At 63.4% G+C, this 20,942-nt stretch carries 20 protein-coding genes and 1 riboswitch; of the genes, 10 read left to right on the top strand and 10 right to left on the bottom strand.

Annotated features, from left to right (window positions below; genetic code table 11):
• Nucleotides 1-39: 39 nt before the first annotated feature.
• A complete protein-coding gene (locus tag EL2594_RS09725; protein WP_011414893.1) occupies nucleotides 40-2,079 on the bottom strand; it encodes a S9 family peptidase in 2,040 nt (679 codons plus the stop codon).
• A gap of 95 nt (nucleotides 2,080-2,174) precedes the next feature.
• Between EL2594_RS09725 and EL2594_RS09720 the strand changes: the two genes are divergently transcribed.
• The 4 genes from EL2594_RS09720 (at nucleotide 2,175) to EL2594_RS09705 (ending at nucleotide 6,895) form a co-directional block, all read left to right on the top strand.
• Nucleotides 2,175-3,461 carry a metal-dependent hydrolase family protein gene (locus tag EL2594_RS09720; protein WP_011414892.1) on the top strand — a complete coding sequence of 429 codons (1,287 nt, stop codon included), beginning with the start codon at nucleotides 2,175-2,177 and terminating at the stop codon, nucleotides 3,459-3,461.
• Complete coding sequence (locus tag EL2594_RS09715; protein ID WP_011414891.1) at nucleotides 3,461-4,375, top strand: MBL fold metallo-hydrolase; 915 nt, start codon at nucleotides 3,461-3,463, stop codon at nucleotides 4,373-4,375. Before EL2594_RS09720 ends, EL2594_RS09715 begins: the two co-directional genes overlap by 1 nt.
• Nucleotides 4,376-4,509: 134 nt before the next feature.
• Complete coding sequence (locus EL2594_RS09710) at nucleotides 4,510-6,330, top strand: DUF885 domain-containing protein (RefSeq protein WP_011414890.1); 1,821 nt, start codon at nucleotides 4,510-4,512, stop codon at nucleotides 6,328-6,330.
• 97 nt (nucleotides 6,331-6,427) lie between these two features.
• Nucleotides 6,428-6,895, top strand: coding sequence for a hypothetical protein (locus EL2594_RS09705; RefSeq protein WP_011414889.1), 468 nt, complete (start codon nucleotides 6,428-6,430; stop codon nucleotides 6,893-6,895).
• Here the strand turns inward: EL2594_RS09705 and EL2594_RS15360 are convergent.
• The gene (locus tag EL2594_RS15360) at nucleotides 6,855-7,040 is read right to left on the bottom strand and encodes a hypothetical protein (RefSeq protein ID WP_155806027.1); all 186 of its coding nucleotides are present in this window, start codon (nucleotides 7,038-7,040) and stop codon (nucleotides 6,855-6,857) included. The genes EL2594_RS09705 and EL2594_RS15360 overlap by 41 nt on opposite strands.
• Nucleotides 7,041-7,107: 67 nt before the next feature.
• The gene (locus EL2594_RS09700; RefSeq protein WP_011414888.1) at nucleotides 7,108-9,012 is read right to left on the bottom strand and encodes a CshA/CshB family fibrillar adhesin-related protein; all 1,905 of its coding nucleotides are present in this window, start codon (nucleotides 9,010-9,012) and stop codon (nucleotides 7,108-7,110) included.
• Between the two features lie 102 nt (nucleotides 9,013-9,114).
• Between EL2594_RS09700 and EL2594_RS09695 the strand changes: the two genes are divergently transcribed.
• On the top strand, nucleotides 9,115-9,561 hold the full coding sequence (locus EL2594_RS09695) for a hotdog fold thioesterase (protein WP_011414887.1): 447 nt from the start codon (nucleotides 9,115-9,117) through the stop codon (nucleotides 9,559-9,561).
• 3 nt (nucleotides 9,562-9,564) lie between these two features.
• Here the strand turns inward: EL2594_RS09695 and EL2594_RS09690 are convergent, their stop codons facing one another.
• The 4 genes from EL2594_RS09690 to EL2594_RS09675 are packed head-to-tail and all read right to left on the bottom strand — an operon-like array spanning nucleotide 9,565 to nucleotide 14,300.
• Nucleotides 9,565-10,947 (bottom strand): flavin-containing monooxygenase, encoded by a 1,383-nt coding sequence (locus EL2594_RS09690; protein ID WP_011414886.1) that lies wholly within the window; start codon nucleotides 10,945-10,947, stop codon nucleotides 9,565-9,567.
• Nucleotides 10,944-12,050, bottom strand: a complete 1,107-nt coding sequence (locus EL2594_RS09685) for an NAD(P)H-dependent flavin oxidoreductase (protein ID WP_233994262.1) — start codon at nucleotides 12,048-12,050, stop codon at nucleotides 10,944-10,946. Before EL2594_RS09685 ends, EL2594_RS09690 begins: the two co-directional genes overlap by 4 nt.
• 24 nt (nucleotides 12,051-12,074) lie before the next feature.
• Nucleotides 12,075-13,058: a glutathione S-transferase family protein gene (locus EL2594_RS09680; protein WP_011414884.1), complete on the bottom strand. Its 984-nt coding sequence runs from the start codon at nucleotides 13,056-13,058 to the stop codon at nucleotides 12,075-12,077.
• Between the two features lie 3 nt (nucleotides 13,059-13,061).
• Nucleotides 13,062-14,300 (bottom strand): cytochrome P450, encoded by a 1,239-nt coding sequence (locus EL2594_RS09675; RefSeq protein ID WP_011414883.1) that lies wholly within the window; start codon nucleotides 14,298-14,300, stop codon nucleotides 13,062-13,064.
• 362 nt (nucleotides 14,301-14,662) lie between these two features.
• Here EL2594_RS09675 and EL2594_RS09670 point away from each other — a divergent pair, with 362 nt between their 5' ends.
• The 4 genes from EL2594_RS09670 to EL2594_RS14930 all read left to right on the top strand — a co-directional run bounded on the left by EL2594_RS09670 (nucleotide 14,663) and on the right by EL2594_RS14930 (nucleotide 19,068).
• Nucleotides 14,663-15,133: an EF-hand domain-containing protein gene (locus tag EL2594_RS09670; protein WP_233994261.1), complete on the top strand. Its 471-nt coding sequence runs from the start codon at nucleotides 14,663-14,665 to the stop codon at nucleotides 15,131-15,133.
• A 39-nt stretch (nucleotides 15,134-15,172) separates the two neighbouring features.
• Nucleotides 15,173-15,281: riboswitch (TPP riboswitch) on the top strand.
• Between the two features lie 50 nt (nucleotides 15,282-15,331).
• On the top strand, nucleotides 15,332-15,739 hold the full coding sequence (locus EL2594_RS09665) for a hypothetical protein (protein ID WP_011414881.1): 408 nt from the start codon (nucleotides 15,332-15,334) through the stop codon (nucleotides 15,737-15,739).
• A 20-nt stretch (nucleotides 15,740-15,759) separates the two neighbouring features.
• Nucleotides 15,760-17,649 carry a phosphomethylpyrimidine synthase ThiC gene (gene thiC, locus EL2594_RS09660; protein WP_011414880.1) on the top strand — a complete coding sequence of 630 codons (1,890 nt, stop codon included), beginning with the start codon at nucleotides 15,760-15,762 and terminating at the stop codon, nucleotides 17,647-17,649.
• A 138-nt stretch (nucleotides 17,650-17,787) separates the two neighbouring features.
• Complete coding sequence (locus tag EL2594_RS14930) at nucleotides 17,788-19,068, top strand: DUF6161 domain-containing protein (protein WP_049762475.1); 1,281 nt, start codon at nucleotides 17,788-17,790, stop codon at nucleotides 19,066-19,068.
• A gap of 15 nt (nucleotides 19,069-19,083) precedes the next feature.
• On the opposite strand, the gene EL2594_RS09650 is transcribed toward EL2594_RS14930, so the two are convergent.
• The 3 genes from EL2594_RS09650 to EL2594_RS09645 form a co-directional block, all read right to left on the bottom strand.
• The gene (locus EL2594_RS09650; protein ID WP_011414877.1) at nucleotides 19,084-19,722 is read right to left on the bottom strand and encodes a DUF2726 domain-containing protein; all 639 of its coding nucleotides are present in this window, start codon (nucleotides 19,720-19,722) and stop codon (nucleotides 19,084-19,086) included.
• A gap of 72 nt (nucleotides 19,723-19,794) precedes the next feature.
• Nucleotides 19,795-19,926, bottom strand: coding sequence for a hypothetical protein (locus EL2594_RS15750; RefSeq protein ID WP_011414876.1), 132 nt, complete (start codon nucleotides 19,924-19,926; stop codon nucleotides 19,795-19,797).
• 96 nt (nucleotides 19,927-20,022) lie between these two features.
• Nucleotides 20,023-20,511, bottom strand: a complete 489-nt coding sequence (locus EL2594_RS09645; RefSeq protein ID WP_011414875.1) for a YaiI/YqxD family protein — start codon at nucleotides 20,509-20,511, stop codon at nucleotides 20,023-20,025.
• A gap of 204 nt (nucleotides 20,512-20,715) precedes the next feature.
• On the opposite strand from EL2594_RS09645, the gene EL2594_RS09640 reads away from it, so the two are divergent.
• Nucleotides 20,716-20,928, top strand: coding sequence for a cold-shock protein (locus tag EL2594_RS09640; RefSeq protein ID WP_011414874.1), 213 nt, complete (start codon nucleotides 20,716-20,718; stop codon nucleotides 20,926-20,928).
• Nucleotides 20,929-20,942 lie beyond the last annotated feature (14 nt).

Below are 20,942 nucleotides of genomic sequence, written 5' to 3'. Positions count from 1 at the left end.
CGAGCCATATCGCATGGGGTTGTCGAAACCTTTAATGCATCATTCGCTATTGTCATCGCCCTCGATCTCGAGGTCCGGCCGCGGGCCGGGCAGCGGAGCATCGCGGTCGCCCGTCATCAGGTAGGTGTCGAACCAGCGCAGCATGCGCAGGTTGTAGTCATACCGCGCGGCGGCCTTGCTGTTGCCGTGGCCTTCGCCGGGATAGAACACCAGCCGCACCGGCGTATCCGGCTTGCGGATCTTGATCGCGCGATAGATTTCGAGGCTCTGGCCCGGATCGACGCGCGTATCTTCTTCGCCATGCATGATCAGCAGCGGGGTCTCGGCTTTGTCGACATGGAAGATCGGCGAGACTTCGAGCATCGCCTGCCAATCGTCCCACGGCCATTTGCGGCTGTGGACGTTGTACATCTCGTACGGGATGTCGCCGGTGCCGAACTTGCTGATCTGGTTCGATATGCCGACGAACATCACGCCTGCCGCGAATTCCTCGCTCCAGCGGGTGGAGGACCAGGCCGTGGCGTACCCGCCATAGGAACCGCCCGTCACACCGACACGATCCGCATCGGCGATCCCTTCGGCGACGAGCGCGCGCTTGGCATCGACGAGATCGGTGAATTCGGGGTCGGTGTAATTCCCTTGGTGCTGCTTGGAGAACGCCGTGCCGTAGCCGGTCGAGCCGCGATAGTTCGGCTGGAACACGGCATAGCCCTTGCCGGCCGCGACCTGGCCGGGGCCGCTGTAATTGGTTGTCCAGCCGTTGGAATCGTGCGCTTCCGGGCCGCCGTGGACATCCATGATCAGGGGCGCGCCGCCGCGCGGAACGCCGCCTACCGGCAGCACCAGCACGCCCTCGACTTCCTGCCCGTCGCTGGCATTGAAGCGGAAGGTGCGCTGCTCGCCGAAATCGATATCCGCAAGCCACGGATTGTGGCTGGTCCAGCGCGTGAAGCTGTCGCCGTCGAGCTTGAACAGCTCGCCCGGATGCTGCGGCGCATTGGCTTCGACGAAAATCTGGTCGCCGCCGATCTCGACATCGGTGATAATCAGCGCGCCGGGATCGACTTCGCGCTGCAGCGAGCCGTCGCGATTATGGATGCGCAGCACACTTTGCGCGCCGACATGAACCGCTGCGACCAGGCGGCCGTCGGGCATGTATTCGACATCGACGACGGCCTCGGGCGCGCCGGCATTGTGCGCGCGGATCGTGCCGGTCGCGGTGTCGACGAAATGGATGGTCGTCGCTGCCGGGTCGTTCATGTCCACTGCGGCGATCAGCGCCAGCTGGCTCGCGTCGGGCGAAATCTCGACATCGTCGATCTTGCCGGTGGTTTCGATCACCATGCGGACATTGCCGGTCGGCATGTCGAGCAGGTTGACCTTCTTCTGCGTGTAGCTGTCGTCGATCAGCGTCGTCGGTGCTGTCTCGATCACGCCGGTACGGGCGTTTTTCGCGATCTGGAACGAGGTGACGTAGCCGGGGACGGTCACTTCCTGCGGCTCGGGGTCCAGCTCTGCACCGATAATGGCGCGGAACAGGCGGTTGAGCTGCTGTTCTTCCTCGTAAATGCGGGCGTTGAAGCCGTCCTTGCTCTCGGCTTCGCGATCCTTGTCTTCCGCCGCGCCGACCAGCAGGTGCATATGGCTGCTGTCGGGCGCCCAGCTATAGGAGCGCACGCCCGCACCCTCGACCGCGGCAAGCTTGCGATGCGCACCGCCATCGACCGGAATGCCCCAAACGGCGCGCTTTTCGTCATCCTTAGTCCACAGGAAAGTGATCCAGCGACCGTCGGGCGAAAACTGGATGCCGGAGACGTTCATGTCGTCGGGCAGGAATTCGCGCAGATTGTCGCGCGCATAAGCGATCTTGAGCTGCTGCGTGGTCGAGCCGTTGTCTTCGCCTGCAAGGATGTCCGGCAGGCTGGCGGTCGTGTAGGCGACACGGCTGCCATCGGGCGACACGGCAATAGAGCCGACGCTCTCGAGCTTGGCGACATCTTCCGCCGTCATCGGGCGGGCCAGCGCGGGTGCGGGAAACAGCAGAGTGGCGGTAAGCAGGGCAGTCCGAAGGGTCTTCATCGGGAGAATTGTCCTCTCGTTTGTAGTTTCGTTGCGCGCCGGTATAGCGGGTGGAACTTGAAGCGCAAATTCAGCGCCTTGCCGGGGGAGTTCCAATGAAACGCACGTCCATAATCGCCCGTTCCCTGTTGCTGGCCGCCACCGCGGCGCTGGCTGCGCCGGTCGCGGCGGAGACTTTCGTCATCCATGCCGGCTCCGTGATCACCGATGCGGCAAGTGCGCCGACGGGGCAGGCGACCATCACCGTTACCGATGGCCGGATCGTGAGCATCGAAGACGGCTTCCAGCCGACGCCCGACGGCGCAACGATGATCCACCTGCCCGATCACACGCTGCTGCCCGGCCTCGTCGACCTGCACACGCACCTGTCGGGCGATCCGAGCGGCGAGTTCTGGCGCGCGGCGACGACCCCGCCCGAATGGAACGTGCTGGTGGCGGCCAAGAATGCGCGGCTGACGGCAGAGGCTGGTTTTACCACGGTGCGCGATCTCGGCTCTCGGACCGACCAGGTCACCCAGATGCTGCGCCGCGCCACAGCCGAAGGGATGATCCCCGGCCCGCGCGTCGTCACTTCGGCGCGCACCATCGCCATCGTCGGCGGGCACGGCGATACCAACGGTTTCCGTCGCGGCGTGGGCGAGATGCTGGGCAGCGATTTCACCTGCACAGGAGCAGTCGAATGCGCCGAAATGGTCCGCACGGCCTCCAAATACGGCGCGGACCTGATCAAGATCACCGCCACCGGCGGCGTGCTGAGCCAGCAGGGGCGCGGGCTGGAGGCGCATTTCAGCGATGCCGAAATGAAGGCGATCGTCGACACCGCCCGCTCGCTCGGCCTCAAGGTCGCCGCGCATGCCCATGGCGCGCGCGGGATCGAGGCAGCGGCGCGTGCCGGGGTGCAGACGATCGAGCACGGCACCTATATCGACGAGCAGGCCGCCCGCGTGATGCGCGAGAACGGCACGATCCTGGTCCCGACGCTGATGGCGTTTCAGGGCATCAAGGAAAACCTCGGCACCGGCTTTTACACCCCCGTCGTCGAGGAGAAGGTCCGCGCCGTCGGACCGTTTGCAGAAAGCATCGTCGAGCGGGCGCGGCGCTGGGGCGTCAAAATGGCCTTCGGCACCGACGCCGGCGTGTTCCCGCATGGCGACAATGCCGGCGAGCTGGCGCTGATGCGCAAAGGCGGCATGTCCGACCGTGAAGTGCTGGCCAGCTCAACGACGGTGGCTGCCGAAGTTCTCGGACTGGAAAACGAGATCGGAAGGCTGGCTCCCGGCTTCTCCGCCGATATCATTGCGGTCGAGGGCGATCCGCTCGATGACGTGGCAGTGCTCGAAGATGTCGACTGGGTGATGGTCCGCGGGCGGGTGATCGACTGATGCTCGCCGCGCTGGCGCTTGCAGCGGCGAGTGTCGCGACTGAACCGGCCCGGTGCCAGCGCGAACTGGTCGTGCTGGGCGCGGGGCAGGATGCCGGTGCGCCGCAGATCGGCAACGTGGGGGACGAGGGGCCGGATTTGTGGCCGTCTGCGCTCGCACTGGTCGATCGCGAGAACGGGCAGCGCTACCTGTTCGACGCGACGCCCGCGATCACCGCGCAACTGGCGCTTCTGGACCGGATCGAGCCTCCCGCGCAGGGCCTGGGTATCGACGGGATTTTCCTGACCCATGCCCATATCGGGCACTATCTCGGCCTCGCCTGGCTCGGGCGCGAAGCGGCGGGGGCGAGCGGCGTGCCGGTCTATGCCATGCCGCGCATGGCCGAATTCCTGCGCGGGAACGGGCCGTGGAGCCAGCTTGCCGAACTGGGCAATATCGCTCTCACGAAAATGGCGGCGAGTGAATTCACCGTGCTGAGCGATGAGTTCGGCGTCATGCCGATCCTCGTGCCGCACCGCGACGAATATTCCGAGACGGTCGGTTTCTTCATCATGACGCCCGACCAGACCGCGCTTTATGTTCCCGATCTCGACAGCTGGGACGAGTTCGCAGAGGCGAGCGGGCAGAGCCTCGAAGACCTGGTCGAAGGCTTCGACCTGCTGTTCCTCGATGCGACGTTCTGGAACGATGGCGAGCTGGAGGGCCGCGACATGAGCGCGATCCCACATCCGCGCGTCAAAGCGACCATGGAACGGCTTGCCGATCTGGATGCGGAAACGCGCGGGAAAGTGCACTTCATCCACTACAACCACACCAACCCGATCCGCGATCCGGCATCTGCGGAATCTCGCGCGGTCGAAGACAGCGGCTTCAACGTCGCCCGTCGCAGCGATCGGTTCTGCCTGTCGGAGTAAGTCGCCGGTCGAGCGAAGCTGGCGCTTGAACGAGGCGCACTCCCTTGCGTCGCTCAGCCTGCCTAGGCGCGCTTGTCATGCCGCGGATAGTGTCTTATCCGCCTAACACGCTATTCCATCCCCGGGGGACCTTCATGAAACCGATCCGTACGCTCCTTCTCGCCACCGCGACTCTCACGCTGCCCGCAGCGCCTGCGCTGGCCGATAACCATGGCGCTCCGCCCGCCGCAGAGGCCGAAGCGCCGCAGACCGAGCGGAACAGGCTGTTCGAACTGTTCGCCGAGTCCGACAAGCGCAACCTCGAACTCAATCCCCTCAGCCGCCTGTTCCGCGGCGACGACAAGGATGCCGACCGGCTCGGCGATTTCCTGACCGATGCGGCCTATTATGCCGACCTGCGCGATACCCAGCTCAATGTCGCTCTGCTCCAGCAGATCGACCGCAGCAAGCTCGATCCGCAGGCGCAGCTCGCTTACGACGTGTTCAAGTACAACCAGGAGCAGTCGCTCAAGGGCAGCACGCCGGAAATTCGCGCGCTGACCGAAGTGCGCCCGGTCAATCACTTCTTCGGCTTTCACACTTTCTATCCGAATTTCGCGAGCGGGAAGGGTGCGGCGCCGTTCAAGACGCTGGCGCATTACGAAGACAATCTTAGCCGCCATGACGATTACATCGCCATCACCGACCGCGCGATCGAGAAGTTCCGCGAAGGTATGGCGAGCGGCGTGGTCGAGACCAAGCTGACCATTGATCGCGTGATCCAGCAGCTGAAGACCCTAAACGAAGTGCCGATCGCGGAATCGCAGTTCATGGGCCCGGTGCAGAACTTCCCGGAAGATTTCTCCGAGGAGGACAAGGCGCGTCTCACAGCGGCTTACGAAGCGAAGACGCAGGAAATCTATGCTGCACACGAGCGCTTGCGTGATTTCTTGCGTGACGAATATATCGATGCGGCACGCGCGGAAGTCGGCCTCAGCGAGATGAAGGGCGGCGAGATGCTCTACAAGCAGCTGATCGAACAGACCACGACGCTGCCGCTGACGGCCGACACTATTCACGACCTGGGCCTGCGCGAAGTGGCGCGGATCAAGGGCGATCTCGAACAGCTCAAGACCGAAGTCGGTTACGAGGGCACGCTCAACGAATTCTTCGACTACGTCCGCACCGACGAGCAGTTCAAGCCGGAAAGCCGCGAAGCGCTGACGCAGGATTACTACCGGATCGGCGAAGAGGTCGATCAGTTGATCGGCGACTACTTCTCGCTGCTCCCCAAGTCGGAGCTGGAGATCAAGCCCTACGATCCGAGCATCGAGCAGTTCAGCGCCGGTGGCTCGTACCAGGCAGGCACACCGGACGGTTCGCGCCCGGGCACCTTCTTCTTCAACGCCTATGACCTGCCGAGTCGCCTGACGACCGGTAACGTCACGCTCTACCTGCACGAAGGTGCGCCTGGGCACCATTTCCAGATCAGCCTCGCGCAGGAGAACACCGATCTTCCCGCCTTCATGCGCTTCGGCGGTACCACCGCCTTCATCGAAGGCTGGGCGCTTTATGCCGAGACGCTGGGCTACGAGATGGGCCTCTACGAAGATCCCTGGGCCCGCTACGGCACGCTGCAGGACGAACAGCTACGCGCCATGCGGCTGGTGGTCGATACAGGCCTCCATTCGAAGGGCTGGACGCGCGAGCAGGCGATCGATTTCATGCTGCAGAACTCCGGCATGACCCGCACCGAAGTCGTGTCCGAAGTTGAACGCTACATCGCCATCCCCTCGCAGGCGCTCGCTTACAAGATCGGCGCGCTCAAGATTCAGGAACTGCGCAAGAAAGCGGAAGACACGCTCGGCGACGATTTCGACATCAAGGATTTCCACGCGCAGGTGCTGGGCACGGGCGGCCTGCCGCTGCCGGTGCTGGAAGCCAAGATCGACCGCTGGATCGCCAGCCAGCAATAGGGGCTAATCCCTAGCCACAGGGCAAAGCGACGGCATCGCGGCGCTGGCAGGATGGACGACCGAAAGGATCCCCAGACCTGCAGCGCCCGAGCCGACAATGAAACCCGCAATCCTGCTGATCGACGGCAACCCCGTCGATGTCGCCCTGTTCCAGCGTGCCTGCCGCCATGTCGGGTGCGAAGGCAGGCTGGTGGTCGCGCCGGACGCACGGACGGCCGTTGCCTGGCTGGGCTATGGCCGAGACTATGGGGTGATCGTCGCCTTCGACGAACCGGGCCGCGATGACCTTTCCCGTATCGGCGCGGCGCTTGAATCGCGCTTCGGCAGAGACAGTCCTCCGCTGATCGCGCTACACGATCCCGCCCACGGTAAAACCACGATCCTTCCGATCTCGCATCCCGTCGCCGCGAGGCTGCCGCGCCCGACCGACAGCCGCTCCTATGACGAACTCGTCTGCACCTTGCGCGACTTCTGGATGCATCGCCCCGGCCGCAAGCTGGCGCGGTGGGCGGTCCGGAGGGAGGTCACTCCTCCTCAGCAGCGCTACGCGTCTTCGCGTTCTTGATATGCTCGGCGAGCCTGCCGCGCTGGAACAGCGCCAGTCTGGCATTGTCGTCGATCGCGTAAAGGCCTTCGAACAGCTTGCGGTCGAACGGCCCGATCCGCGCGGGCAGGGTCGCAAGATCGTCTACCTCGAGCAGCCGCAGCATCGAATCCGGTCGCGCGGTCGGCGGTATCGTTGAGCCCTTCGCCCTTGGGTATCCCGGCTGGTCCGCGCTACTCGATGCGCATGCGATAGGTGACGGTGAAGCTCGGATGGTTGGTCCCGTCCGAGGCCGCCATTGTTCCTGTCGGCATTACGCGGATGCCGGTCAGTGCCGTGTCGAAACCGGCCGGGACATAGTCATAGGGTGCAGCGCCGTCGGTGCTTTGCGAGAAGCTGACCATGGTCGCGGTGTCGAAGGTGTCGAGGCCGCTCGGCGTTGTGCCCTCACTGAGGGTCAGGCCGGTTGCAGTGTCGTATGCCATCTCCGCGGGCACGATATCGAGCACGTCGAGCGTGTCCATATCGACCTCTGAGTTGCCCTCGTTGCGCACTTCAACCGTGTATTCGACGATCGCGCCCGGGATGGCCATCGGGTCGCTGGCATCGACCGGATCCGAGATGATGGCCGAGGACTTCTCGACGATCAGCTGCACCACTTGCTCATCGCGGGTGTTGGTAACAATGCAAGTGACGACATCGCCTAGCTGGAGCACCATGTCGACCCGTCGACCGCCGCTGGGCATGGTGGTGCCGGAAGACGCATTGGCATTGGTGCAGATCGTGGCCTCGGTATAGTTTGCCAGATTGGTCGTGCCGCGCGCAACTTCGATGGCGCGGATAGTGTTGCCGGCGGTGACCTGGGTCGGCCCCGTGCTGTCGACGGTGAAGCTCGATCCGGTCCCCTCCGTGTCGGTCTGGATCAGGTTGGTGCCGATCGTGCGGTCGCGGATGCGCAGACCGAACTGATCGGTATCGAAAACCCGTCCGCCGGCCCCAAGCGCTTTCGTGAAGGTAAGGTGTGGGTAAGGCGTGTTGGTGAATGTGCAGGCCACCGTATCGCCAAACTGCAGCGAGCCGAAATTATAGCTCGTCGTGACAACATTGGTTGGCATGACTGTGCTCGAGCCGGAATTGTCATTCACGCAGGTAAGACTGGACTGATATTGCGAGATATCGCTGCTGCTACCCGCCGCCATGCGCTCTGTCAGCGTTAGCGGAATGCCTGACGCAGTGGTCAGGACCGCGGCATCGAACGGGCCCAGGCCGGTGCCGCTAGTGGTGCCGGTCGCAAGCACGCTGCCAGAGGATGTCGACTGGATCTCGAAGGTAAACTGGTCATTGGGTGTGACACGTGCGCCGCCGATTTGCTTTACCAGGCTGATCGACGCAAAACGCACCGCGAACATTATGCCTTGCAAGCCCGCGCCACGCATTTCGGCCGTGACATTGGTCGGGTTTTCGGAGCCGACAATATAGGCTCCGACCCGCCCGCTCTGGCCATCGCCGGTCTCGCGGAAGGTGGAACTACCGATCCCGGTATAGCCCGGCATCTGGCTGCCGCTGATCGGTGGCACTTCATCGAGCAGCTGCCACGTGCCGCCATTGGTGGTGTATTCGAGATATTCTGCATTGTCGGTGGACTCTCCATCGGCCACTACGAAGGCATAGCTTGTCACCGTGGAGACGCCCGGCGGCGGCGTGACTGCGATTGAGCTGATGTTGAACTGCACCCTCGATCCGCTGTTGAGCATGTAGAGGATCGGGCGACCCGGTATCCCGAGAAAAGCAGAATTGCCGACCGCTGCACCGGACCAGCTGGGAGCCGTGCGCGCATCGGCGCCGGTGGCGGCTGTGCTGGTGGTGCGCAGGTTGAAGCTGAGAACGGAGCCATCGCTGAGCGCGAAGGAGAAGTTTTGCCCGCCCGCGCTGCGCGCCTGCGCATCGTCATAGGCGCTGAAGTCGAGCCAGCAATAGGTCTGCCACGATGACGGTGCGGTCCCGGCGCTCGAGGCTGCTGAGCAATCCGCAGCCTTGGCCGGAGATGCGCAAAGCGCGGCCAGCAGCATCGCCGCCAGAACGGCAAGCAAACGCGCAGCGACCATGCGCGCGCCAAGAAGCGGTGCAATTCCTTTCATACGTACAAACATGGCAGGAAATCGTAAGCATTCGGTAACCATGATGTATCGTGTAGTAATCCGGCGATAGACAGCGACCGGTGACCGGGCCAAGAGGGCCGCATGAACAATGACATCATCTGGTGGGGCGGCACGCTGCCGCGCTTGGCGGACCTCGGCTCGGGCGGCGACGATTGTATGCCCGGCCATCTGGGGATCGAGTTCGTCGAGGTTTCGAGCGATACGATCACCGCGCGCATGCCGGTCGATCGGCGGACCAAACAGCCTTATGGCCGGTTGCACGGCGGCGCTTCGGTCGCGCTGGCGGAGACGGTCGGCTCTGTCGCCGCCTCGCTCACCGTCGATCGCGCAAAATTCGCCACTGTCGGGATGGAGATCAACGCCAACCACGTGCGCCCGGCCTATGACCAATATGTCTATGCCACCGCCAGCCCGGTGAACATCGGCCGCACCACGCAGATCTGGCAGATCCGCATCGTCAACGAACAGGGCAAGCTGGTGTGCATTTCCCGCCTGACGATGGCGGTGATTGCCATCGAGCAGAAGTAGGGCTCAGGCCGGCTCCACCGCTCGCAGTTCGACGGGCAGGGCATGGCCTTGCGCCGCCGCGCGCTTGGCCCCGGCCTTCAGTTCCTTCGCCAGATCGCGGACATAGGGATCAAACTCGAGCTGGATCGTGTGTCGGCGCGACGTGTAGAACTGCCCGGTGTTGAACTGCTCGTCCTTGGCAATGATGCGGTGCATCTCCTCGGGCGAAGGCGGAGCATACCGGCCGGCCAGATAGGCGCCCACGAGCTTGCTCTGCTGCTCGGCGAAATTGACCAGTGTCGGCAACGGCTGGGCCAGTCCCATATAAAATAGGTCGGGTACGTCGGGTTTCATGATCCGCTTGAACAGTGGCGGTGGGCGGTTGTTTGCGTCGGCGGTGAAGGCCGGGTCGTCGAAGAAGGGAAAGCGGATGTCGTAACCGGTCGCCCAGACGATGACATCGACCTGCTCCCGGCTGCCGTCGGCAAACACCACGCCATCGCCATCGAGGCTCTCGATTCCTGGCTTCATGGTGAGATCGCCTGAACCCGCGCGCACAAGAAATTCGCCAGAGACACTGGGATGGTTGGCGAACATGCCGTGGTCGGGTTCCGGCAGGCCGTAATCGCTCATTTTGCCGAGCAGTTTGCGCATGATCCGCTCGCCCACCTTCTGCCGCATCCAGCGCGGCATCCAGGCGGGGGCCGGGTTCTTGTCGGACGGCTGGCCGCCGATATATTTCGGGAACACCCAGACCCCGCGCCGCGCCGAGACGAACAGCTTGCTGGCCACGGTCCGCTGGGCGAGCTCGCTGGAGATATCCATCGAGCTGTTACCCATGCCGACCACCAGCACGCGCTTGCCGGTGCAGTCGACCGGGTCGGTCGGGGTCGAATAGGCGTGGCTGTGGATTTGCTCGCCCGTAAATTCGCCGGGATAGTCCGGGATGCGGGCCGCCCAGTGGTGGCCGTTGGCGACGGCGAGTGCGTCGTAGCGCCGGGTCTCGCCGTCCGACAGCGTGATGTCCCAGCCGCCCTCGGGCCGCCGCCGCGCTTTCTCCACGCGCGTATTGAACCGGATGTGCTTGCGCAGGCCGAAATGATCGACGTAATCATGGAAATACTGGAGCAACTGTGCGTGGCTGGGGAAATCGGGCCAGTTTTCGCGCACCGGATAATCCTCGAACGCCAGCCGCCATTTGGACGTGTCGATATGCAGGCTTTGGTAACAGGCCGACATGCCGTTGGGGTTCTTGTAGTACCAATTGCCGCCGATATCGTCCGACGCCTCGAACACATCGAAGGGGATGCCGTAATCCTGCAGGCGCTTGGCGGTGGTGAAGCCACTGCAGCCCGCCCCGATGATACAGACGCGCGGCAAAAACCCGTCGTCTCCCAGTTCATTCATTCGAGCAATCCCATCATCCGCTCGTAGCTGGCGGCGAAGTCTTCCTTGAAGTCCTGCACCACCTGCCCCGCGCCGCGCTGCTCCCTGACCATGCCGACGCCTTGGCCGACGAAATAGGTCGCCAGTTCCTGCGCTGCGCGATTGCCATTGAGGCTGGCCTGGTCGATCGCGCGCAAGGTCGGCTCGGAAAGCAGCATCATCAGCGGCATGGGCAGGGCGGGAATCTCGGCCTCCTCCCATTTGCGATGCCATTCGCTGCGTAGCTGGCGAGAGTATTTACCGGTGCGGTGCTTGGAGCGGACCGTATCGCGGCTGGTGGCGGCGATCATCTTCTCGCGGAAGACCTCGGTCGTTTCCGCCTCGCTGGTCGCCAGCCAGACGCTGCCACACCACGCGCCGTCGGCGCCCATCGCCATCATCCCGGCCATCTGCCGCCCGTCCATGATGCCGCCTGCCGCCAGCACCGGGATGTCCGCGCCGGCCTCGGCAATCGCGTCGAGCACTTCGGGGATCAGCACGACGGTCGATACCTCGCCGCAATGCCCGCCGCCTTCGCCGCCCTGCGCGACGATGATGTCGACCCCGGCCTTGATCTGCTTCATCGCATGCTCCTTCGCCCCGACCAGCGCGGCGACCGGAATGCCATGCTCCTTGCCCGCCTCGATCATCTCCGGCGGCGCGGTGCCCAGCGCATTGGCGATCAGGCGGACAGGGTGGTTGAAGCTCACCTCCAGCAATTCCTGACCCAGCGAGGTGTTGGGCCGCTGCGAGCCGCCGTGCAAATTGGCGCCCTCTTCCGAGATACCCGCCTCGCGCAGGATCGCGCGGGTGAAGTCGCGGTATTTCTCGGGGATTTGCGCGATGATTTGGTCGGCAGTGATGTCCATTTTCACTGCCTGCACCTCGGGGATCAGGACATCTACGCCATAGGGCTTGCCCTCGACATGGTCGTCGATCCACGACAGCTCCTGTTCGAGCTGCTCGGGCGTCGAACTGACCGCGCCGACAACCCCGAAGCCGCCCGCGCGGCTGACCGCTGCGACGACGTCGCGGCAATGCGAAAAGGCAAAGAGCGGAAACTCGCATCCCACCATCTCGGTCATGCGGAAGGGCATTCTCGGTCTCTCCTAGGAATCCAGCAAGTCGGTCCACGCCGGGCCGATCCAGTCGGCGGCGCGGGCTCTGTCCTCGGTGCCAAGCGCGGCGTAGCGCGCGCGCAGATCGGCGAGGCACTTGGCCTGGTATTTGAAGGTGCCCTGCGAATAGGGCTTGTCCATTGCGGTGAAGCTGAACTCGCTCTCGCCCGCCTCCAGCGCCGCCGCATTGGCAGCAAGGAAAGGCGCATAAACTTCCCCAGCGGCGCGGGCGACCTGGAGCGCCGCTGCGGCCGGCTCGCCCGCCCAGGCGCCTTCCACCCCCGACAGGTCGTCCAGATGTTCCAGCCAGCGGTAGGTATAGGGAAAATCGCCGCGCATCATCGCCTGCGGCGTCGGGTCGGTGGCGAGCTGCGAGAGCTGCCCCAGCAGCGCGAATTCGGCGAGGCTCGGCCGCGTGCCGAACAGGAAGAAGCTGTCCGTTACGTGTGCTTCCAGCGCGCGCAGCACGACCCGCTTCGACGCCTCGATCAGCGGGAAGTTTGCCTCGGTACAGCCGACGATCGCCATCCGTCCGACCTGCCGCGCGCGGAACGCTTCGGCCGCGGCCTGGCTCGCCTCCAGCCCGCCGCCATGCATCATGTCGAAGGCGAGCCAGCGGCTCATCTGGACCTGGTCGACCTCGGCCAGCCAGCGAAACCCGAACATCGCCTTGGTCAGCCATTCATCGGCGAAATCCTCGATCAGGTGGGCGAGGAAGGCCATGGCAGGATCGGGCGGCACGATACCGCGCTCGGAATGCAGGCTTTCCAGCTCGTAGATCAGCGGCGTGGAATCGTTGGCGTAGCGCCCGTCGGGAAACCGCAGCACCGGGATGACGGGCGCGCGCACCTGGTTCAGCGCTTCCTGCCGCTCGGGCCCATCATGCCAGGTGTGGACGATCCGGCGATAACGCAGCACGGCGCGCATCTTGATCGAATAGGGCGAAGCGAGCGCGCCGTAGAGCCTGTAGGACACCGCTCAGCCCCGCCGCTCTATCTTCACCGGCATCGACGTAAATCCGCGCAGGAACGGGCTCGCCTGCCGCGTCGGTTCGCCTTGCGGGACGATCCGCCAGCCGCGACCCACGATCTCCTCGATCAAGGTGCCGATCTGGATTTCCGCCAGCCGCGCGCCGACGCAGCGGTGGATGCCGTGGCCGAAGGCGAGGTGCCGCCGCGCATTGGCGCGCGCGACATCGAAACGGTCGGCATCCTCGAAGACCGCCTCGTCGCGATTGGCGGAAATATACCACAGCACGACCTTCTCGCCCTCGGGAATATGCTGCCCGGCGAGCTCGGTATCGCGGGTCGTCGTGCGCCGCATGTGCAGCACGGGAGACTGCCAGCGGATCACTTCCTGCGCCGCATTGGGGATCAGCGAGGCGTCGCCATACAGCACGTCGAGCTGTTCGGGATACATATCGAACCCGCGCACGATGGCGCTGGCCGAATTGCGCGTCGTGTCGTTGCCGCCGACCAACAACAGGGCGAGATTGGCCAGCCGCTCCATCGGCAAAAGATTGCCCATGGCTTCCGAGTGCACCATCCGGCTGAGCAAATCATCGCCCGGCTCGGCTTGCCGCCGCTCGTCGAGCAACTGGTCGAAGCGCGCGAGCATGGCGTGCATCTGGGTGAGCCACTCGGCTCGGTATTCCTCGGTCTGGCTGTTCTCGCCCACCCCGCTGGCAAAATCCGACCAGCGCTTGAGATCCTCGCTCTCGGCATCGGGGTCCATGCCGAAGATGATGCACAGCATGCCCATCGTCTGCGGTATCGAGACTTCGGTGACCCAATCGAACGTCTCGCCCACCGGCACCTTGTCGAGCAGGTAAGCGCAGCGCTCGCGCACCTGCTGTTCGCGAATCCGCATCTGGCTTGGCGCGAAGGCCGGCTGGATGACCTTGCGCTGCGCGGTGTGCAGCGGCGGGTCTGCGGCGATGAAATTGGGCAGGTTGGTTTCGGGCGCCGGGTCGGCGATAGTGATATTGCCGCGCTCCCAACTGGAGGAGAAGGTCTCGGTATCGAGCTCGACCTTGCTCACCAGTTCGTGCGTCACGACCGACCAATAGGGGCCGTAGGGGCTTTCGGGCGTCCAGCTGACCGGCATCTCGCGGCGCAGTTGCGCGAAGGGCTCGTGCCAGCGATTTTCGACATAGAGCGCTTCGCGGCTGACATCGACCGGCGCGATAGCCCTCGCATCCGTGGCGGCAGTGGCCATGGGGTTCTCCTCTCTCCGACACAAAAGGTTGCATAGAGAGACGAATGTGTCACCCTGTTTGTGAGGAGACAGCGGTCATGGCGAGAAGAGCACCGGATTTCGGCACCATCGACGAGGATGCGCTGTAGGCCGGATATGCCGAGGAGAGCGACAAGCGCTTGCGCGATCGCGACAGGTACAGTGTCGGGCACTCCGGCGGCGCACCCGCTTTCTCCACTTATATCGCGGCGTGGCGCAGTTCAGGCGAGTTTAAGGGGCTGGACTTCACCTGAGCCCCTTGACCCAGCAGGCGCTATCGCCTTGGCTCGGGTGGCAACAGGATCGAGGATGAATAGATGCGTTTGAATCGGGCAACACTTTCAGTGACTGCGGCATGTGTCGCTTTGGCCTTGGCCGGTACGGCGTCGGCGCAGGAAGCCGCCCCGTCACCGGGGCAAGCGCTCGACCGGGCGACCTTTATCGCGCAGATGGATGCCCAGTTCCAGCGGCTCGACGGGGACAATAACGGCATGGTCGTCGCTGCGGAAATCATCGCCTCGCAGCAGCAGGCGGCGCAGGCCGAAGCCCTGCGGCAGAACCAGCGCGTGTTTGCGCAGCTCGACCGCAATGGCGACGGAATGCTCGACACGGCGGAATTCGCGGCGCTCGCCAAGCCGTCGGCGGCCAGCGTCGATGCCACGCCGATGATGAGCCAGTTCGACGCTGACGGGGACGGGATCATCACCCTCGTCGAATATCGCATCGCCACTCAGGCCAATTTCGACCGGGTGGATACTGACCGCGACGGCCTCATCACCGATATGGAAGAGCGCGCCGCCGGCATCCAGCCGTAGCCGCGCCGCTGGACAGGCGCGCAAGCCCGCATTACACCCTGCCCATCCCCGGGGAGCCAGACCGGCTGAGAGGGGTGGGATAGTCTCCACCCGACCCGTTGAACCTGATCCCGTTAGCGCGGGCGGAGGGAAGGGTGGTCGTAACGCCACTGGACCTTCGGCCTCCTCGCGCGCTGCGGATGCGACGCTGGAGCATGCATGGCCGATTATTCCGAAACCCCCGCCTGGATCGCGCTCTTCATCGGTCTCTATTCGCTGGCCGCCGGTGTGGGCGAGCTGCGCGCACCGGGCATGTGGGCGCGCATGGTCGAGGATATCGAGCGCAGCCCCGCCACGCTCTTCCTCACCGGCCTGTTCTGCCTTTCGCTCGGCGCGGCGATCTATCTCGTCTCGCCGTGGCGCGAGGGCGACTGGCTGAGCGTCGTCATCTCCGTCATCGGCGGGCTGATGGTGGCAGAGGGCATGCTGCTCCTCGCAGCCGGCGAACGCTTCATGGGCATCTGGAAGAGCCTGATCGGCAAGCGGATGCGCGTGTGGGCGGGCCTTTCCGCGCTGCTCGGGGCCGCCTTCATCTTCGTCGCGCTTTCGCGGCTGCAAACCATCTGATCGACTGAAAGAGACTGACCATGGCAGACATCAATTCCCCGCTCGAGATCGGCGTCACCACGGGGCCCATTCGCGGTTCAAAGAAAATCTATGTCGGCGCGCGCACGGGTTCCGGCGTGCGCGTCGCCATGCGCGAGATCCAGCTGGAGGGCGGCGAGGAGCCGGTGCGGGTCTACGACACCTCGGGCCCCTATACCGACCCCGAGGTGAGCATCGACATCCAGGCCGGCCTGCCCGCGCTGCGGCGCGAGTGGATCATGGGCCGCGGCGACGTCGAGGAATATGCCGCGCGCGCAGTGAAGCCGGAGGATAACGGCCAACTCGGCCCTGACCGTTCGGGCGGTGTCCCGGCCTTCCCCAACGTGGCCAGGACCGTGCTGCGCGCGAAGCCGGGCCAGAATGTCAGCCAGATGCATTACGCCCGCAAAGGCATCATCACGCCCGAGATGGAATATGTCGCTGAGCGTGAGAATGTCGGCCGGGCGAAGCTCGAAACCGCGCCCGACGGGCAGGCATGGGGCGCCGAAATCCCGCAGGAGATCACGCCCGAATTCGTGCGCGACGAGGTCGCCCGCGGCCGCGCGATCATCCCCAACAACATCAACCATCCCGAAACCGAACCGATGGCGATCGGGCGCAATTTCCTCGTCAAGATCAACGCCAATATCGGCAACTCCGCCGTGGCATCGGATGTGGCGGCGGAAGTCGACAAGATGGTCTGGTCGATCCGCTGGGGCGCGGACACCGTCATGGACCTCTCCACGGGGCGCAACATCCACGACACGCGCGAATGGATCATCCGCAACTCGCCCGTCCCCATCGGCACCGTACCGATCTACCAGGCGCTGGAGAAGGTCGGCGGCATCGCCGAGGACCTGACCTGGGACATCTTCCGCGACACGCTGATCGAACAGGCCGAACAGGGCGTCGACTATTTCACCATCCATGCCGGCGTGCGCCTGCCCTACGTCCCGATGACCGCCAAGCGCGTCACCGGCATCGTGTCGCGCGGCGGCTCCATCATGGCGAAATGGTGCCTCGCGCATCACAAGGAGAGTTTCCTCTACGAGCGCTTCGACGAGATCACCGAGATCATGAAGGCCTATGACATCGCCTATTCGCTGGGCGACGGCCTGCGCCCCGGCTCCATCGCCGACGCCAACGACGAAGCCCAGTTCGCCGAGCTCTACACGCTGGGCGAGCTCACCAAGCGCGCCTGGGAGCAGGACGTGCAGGTGATGATCGAAGGCCCCGGCCACGTGCCGATGCACAAGATCAAGGAGAACATGGACAAGCAGCTGGAGGCGTGCGGCGAAGCGCCGTTCTACACGCTCGGCCCGCTCGTGACCGACATCGCGCCGGGATACGACCACATCACGAGCGGCATCGGCGCGGCGCAGATCGGCTGGTATGGCACCGCGATGCTCTGCTACGTCACGCCCAAGGAACACCTCGGCCTGCCCGACCGCGACGATGTGAAGGTGGGCGTGGTGACCTACAAGCTCGCCGCCCACGCCGCCGACCTCGCCAAGGGGCATCCTGCGGCCAAGGTCCGCGACGACGCGCTGAGCAAGGCCCGCTTCGAATTCCGCTGGCGGGATCAGTTCAATCTCAGCCTCGACCCCGACACGGCCGAACAATACCACGACCAGACCCTCCCCGCAGAAGGCGCCAAGACCGCCCACTTCTGCTCGATGTGCGGCCCGAAATTCTGCTCGATGAAGATCACCCAGGAAGTGCGGGATTTTGCCGCCAAGCAGAACTCGGACAGCTATCTCGCGAGCGAGAACATCAAGCGCGAAACCTCAGCCGAAGAGGCCGAGGAAGCGCGCGAGGGAATGTCCGACATGGCCGAACTTTACAAGGCCAAGGGCGAGAGGCTCTACCTACCCGAAAGCGAGGCGGACTGACCCTCGCGAGGGCATGGGGGGAGTCGGAGCGCTCCCGCGGAGCGCGGAGACGTGCAAAGCACAAATGAGCGAAGTCTACCGCGAGAAGGGCGAGAAGTTTTATTTGCCTGAGGATTGATAGGGCTGATCGCTAGACATTTGACCGCATCCGTCATCATAACCGCTATCACGCGGAAGGAAGATGAAGTGGCACGCGAACAGGTAAGCCTCAAATTCGTATTTGCGAGACGGTGGACTGCGGACTCAAAAGCTGAATTATTGCATTTACTTCGTGAAGAATCGAGCATTTGGAGGAGCCTTGACGGAGCAGATGTGAGCTTGCCTTTCGGCTACGCTAGAGCACACGTTGATTTAGAGCAATTTGATGACATCGAGGCGGAAGATTTCAATCCGGATGACGTTCGAGATTTTCTCCCGCCAACTTCGAGTAGCGCGGGCAAGCTGTTTTTTGATGCGTTGGAGGAGGGCGACGACGACACATACCGTGCCCTTGTACTAGCGTTTTTCGTTTCGAATGGATGGATCCAAAGTCCATTCACCGCACAAAACTCTATTCAAGGTTCCAACTTCCGGCATCGAGAGGTGTTTGACCAGTATCTTCGGGGGCTGGCCCTACTGGGTGGTGCTGAGCTGGCCGGAAGTGTTGCAGAAACAAAAGCGGTGCAGATCTCTACTGATCGAGTAAAAAGTCAGCTCAGCGCCCTCAAGGCCGACATGACGCGTAAATCGAAACTGCTGCAAGGGGCGCTCGCAAAGGCTCGCGCGCAAGTGTTTAAGCTTGAGGAAGATCGAACGCAAATTAGGGATATGGCAGCAAGCGGCAGCCGTATAGCTACCGACCGATTCGAAAGGGACCGAGAACGATGGAATCGTCAATTCTCGGATACCTATGAGCGTTATACTAAGCAATTAGAGTATAAGTCCGCGGTGGCGCTTTGGGAAGGCCGCGCGATGAATCATCGAGCGGCTGCCTCAAAGACCCAGCGATGGCTTATTGGCTCGGGGATAGCTTTTGTGATCGGAGTCGGGCTCCTCGTCGTGTTTCTTGGCGACCAAGTAGCCAATTCATTCTTTATAGAGCGCTGCGATGCGGAGGGTTCTTGTGTCAACGGCTGGTCGGCGAAGGGGCCTTTGACGATCGGCTCGATCTTACTAGTGGCTTCATTGGTGCTTTGGCTTCTCCGGACCCTCAATAAGTTCTACCTTAGTTCGCGGCACTTGGCTTCGGATGCGGAAGAGCGGAAAGCTTTCGCGCAAACATTTCTCGCCTTTAGGGAGGACGAGTTGGTCAACGAGAAGCATGAGGCCATTGTACTCGCAGCCTTGTTTCGACCTACGCAAGACGGGGTGGTTAATGATGACACTAGCCCGCTAGATCCCTCTCTCGTATCGATCCTATCTCGGAGAATAAGTGGTTGAGCCTCATAGATTTGCTTAACCCGCCGGAACCAGCTTCTCCACCAGCGCCCTGAGTTCGCTCGGCGTGGTGTGGCCTGCGATGATCTCGTGATAGCCGATGCCCGCCTTGCGAAGCGCTTCCTTCTTCACCGCATCGCGCGCGGCGGCGCTTGTGCCGGTGTGGTGGCCCGATCCTTGGTATTCGAGCGCGTGCACGACCCGGCAGTTCTCGTCCATCAGCGCGAAATCGACACGCTTTGAATTGACCGCGAAATAGGCGTCCTTGTCGGGGCTGGCGAGGAATTCTCCCAGCGATACCTGCGCCATCACTTGCCATTTCGGATTGCGCGCGACGACCGCTTTATCCAGCGCGTCGAACACCTTGGCCTCGGCTTTGTTGAGCAGGCTGCGCGAGCTGAATTTCGCGCGACTGACCGTCTTCAACTGGTCGGCAGCGAAATCCGAGCGCGTGACTTCGGGTTCGCTCCCGGTCTTCATCGCGCCGCCGGGTTTCTTGCCGAAACGCTGCGCATTGCGCCCGCGCCAATAGGCCTTGCGCTTTTCCCGGTCGGCATAGGCCAGTTGTCGTTCGAACACGATCCCGATCACCGCGCCGATCAATAGCACGATCAGCAAGACGAACGGGCGGTCGAGCAGGTAATTCACCGTTTCCATTCACAAAGATTAGTCGCGATACTTTGAAAATCCGTGAAAACCAGCGGGGCTCGTTCCGCCCTCGTGCAGCCGTCAGCTGTTGCGCATATTCTCCAGCTCCTTGATACTGCCGGGTTTGGTGCTGGGGTTGGAGGCGTTGGTCTTGGCTTTTTCCTGCTTGGGTTTGCGGTTCTCGCGGCTCTTCTTCTGCTGGCCTTTGGCCATTATCTCTTCCAATCGGGGCGGGATGCCCCGGTGCCACTATGGGCCGGTTGCAGGGAATAGATAGCGAAATCGGCGGGCATCCCTGCTTGGCAGCTTTCACCCCCGCCCCATCCCCACCAGCACCCGATCCAACGCCTGCAAGAACCGCGACCGGTCCGCCTTGCGGAACGGCGGTGGGCCGCCTCCCACGCCGTCCATCCCGGCGCGCAGGTCCTCCATGATGGCGCGGGTGGCGATGGCGCTGCCGATGCTGGCGGCGTCGAACTCGCGGCCGTCGTGGCGCAGCACCGTCGCGCCAGCTTTCAGACAGCGTTCGGCCAGCAGGATGTCGGCGGTGACGACCACGGCCTGCGGCCCGGCATTCTCCGCGATCCAGTCATCCGCCGCGTCGAAGCTATCCGAGACCACCACGCGCTTCACCCGCTCGCTCACCGGCACGCGGAAGGGGCTGTTGCTGACCACGCGGACATGGGCCTTGTGGCGGTCCGCGACGCGGTAGACCTCCTCCTTCACCGGACAGGCATCGGCATCGACGAGGATGGTGACGGGCGCGCTCACGCAGCATTCGTTAGGCGTTTCGCGCATTCCGTGCTACATCCTCCTCGCTGACGTCGAAATTTGCGACGGACTTCGAAATTTGCATACCGCCGCTTGCCCCGCGCTCATCTGCGCATACCGGGCCCCGGCGTAAACCAGGCGACGATTTCCCTTTCATTTGAACGATTAGACGCACGACTGCTCCGCATGTTGCGGCGCGGCAACCAACACGTTCTCGAAAGGAACATCATCATGGCCAAGACTGGCACCGTAAAATTTTTCAACGAAGACAAGGGCTATGGCTTCATCCAGCCCGACGACGGCTCGGCCGACAGCTTCGTGCATATCTCTGCCGTCCAGGCAGCCGGCATGCAGACGCTCGATAAGGAGCAGCGGCTCAACTACGACGTCGAACAGGGCCGCAACGGCAAGGAAAGCGCCGTCAACCTGAGCGCTGCCGACTGATCGTCCGCAATCGC

The sequence above is a fragment of the Erythrobacter litoralis HTCC2594 genome, assembly GCF_000013005.1.
Lineage (GTDB): Bacteria > Pseudomonadota > Alphaproteobacteria > Sphingomonadales > Sphingomonadaceae > Parerythrobacter > Parerythrobacter litoralis_A.
Note: the sequence above shows the minus strand (reverse complement) of the source record. Positions and strands in the feature narration are given on the sequence as shown.

Coding starts and splice junctions, on each gene's coding strand:
- EL2594_RS09665 (WP_011414881.1), top strand. CDS start 15,332: ATGGCCGATTATTCCGAAACCCCCGCCTGGATCGCGCTCTTCATCGGT.
- EL2594_RS09645 (WP_011414875.1), bottom strand. CDS start 20,511: ATGCGCGAAACGCCTAACGAATGCTGCGTGAGCGCGCCCGTCACCATC.
- EL2594_RS09695 (WP_011414887.1), top strand. CDS start 9,115: ATGAACAATGACATCATCTGGTGGGGCGGCACGCTGCCGCGCTTGGCG.
- EL2594_RS09715 (WP_011414891.1), top strand. CDS start 3,461: ATGCTCGCCGCGCTGGCGCTTGCAGCGGCGAGTGTCGCGACTGAACCG.
- EL2594_RS15360 (WP_155806027.1), bottom strand. CDS start 7,040: ATGCTGCGGCTGCTCGAGGTAGACGATCTTGCGACCCTGCCCGCGCGG.
- thiC (WP_011414880.1), top strand. CDS start 15,760: ATGGCAGACATCAATTCCCCGCTCGAGATCGGCGTCACCACGGGGCCC.
- EL2594_RS09640 (WP_011414874.1), top strand. CDS start 20,716: ATGGCCAAGACTGGCACCGTAAAATTTTTCAACGAAGACAAGGGCTAT.
- EL2594_RS15750 (WP_011414876.1), bottom strand. CDS start 19,926: ATGGCCAAAGGCCAGCAGAAGAAGAGCCGCGAGAACCGCAAACCCAAG.
- EL2594_RS09690 (WP_011414886.1), bottom strand. CDS start 10,947: ATGAATGAACTGGGAGACGACGGGTTTTTGCCGCGCGTCTGTATCATC.
- EL2594_RS09710 (WP_011414890.1), top strand. CDS start 4,510: ATGAAACCGATCCGTACGCTCCTTCTCGCCACCGCGACTCTCACGCTG.
- EL2594_RS09650 (WP_011414877.1), bottom strand. CDS start 19,722: ATGGAAACGGTGAATTACCTGCTCGACCGCCCGTTCGTCTTGCTGATC.
- EL2594_RS09725 (WP_011414893.1), bottom strand. CDS start 2,079: ATGAAGACCCTTCGGACTGCCCTGCTTACCGCCACTCTGCTGTTTCCC.
- EL2594_RS09700 (WP_011414888.1), bottom strand. CDS start 9,012: ATGAAAGGAATTGCACCGCTTCTTGGCGCGCGCATGGTCGCTGCGCGT.
- EL2594_RS09705 (WP_011414889.1), top strand. CDS start 6,428: ATGAAACCCGCAATCCTGCTGATCGACGGCAACCCCGTCGATGTCGCC.
- EL2594_RS09720 (WP_011414892.1), top strand. CDS start 2,175: ATGAAACGCACGTCCATAATCGCCCGTTCCCTGTTGCTGGCCGCCACC.
- EL2594_RS09685 (WP_233994262.1), bottom strand. CDS start 12,050: ATGACCGAGATGGTGGGATGCGAGTTTCCGCTCTTTGCCTTTTCGCAT.
- EL2594_RS09675 (WP_011414883.1), bottom strand. CDS start 14,300: ATGGCCACTGCCGCCACGGATGCGAGGGCTATCGCGCCGGTCGATGTC.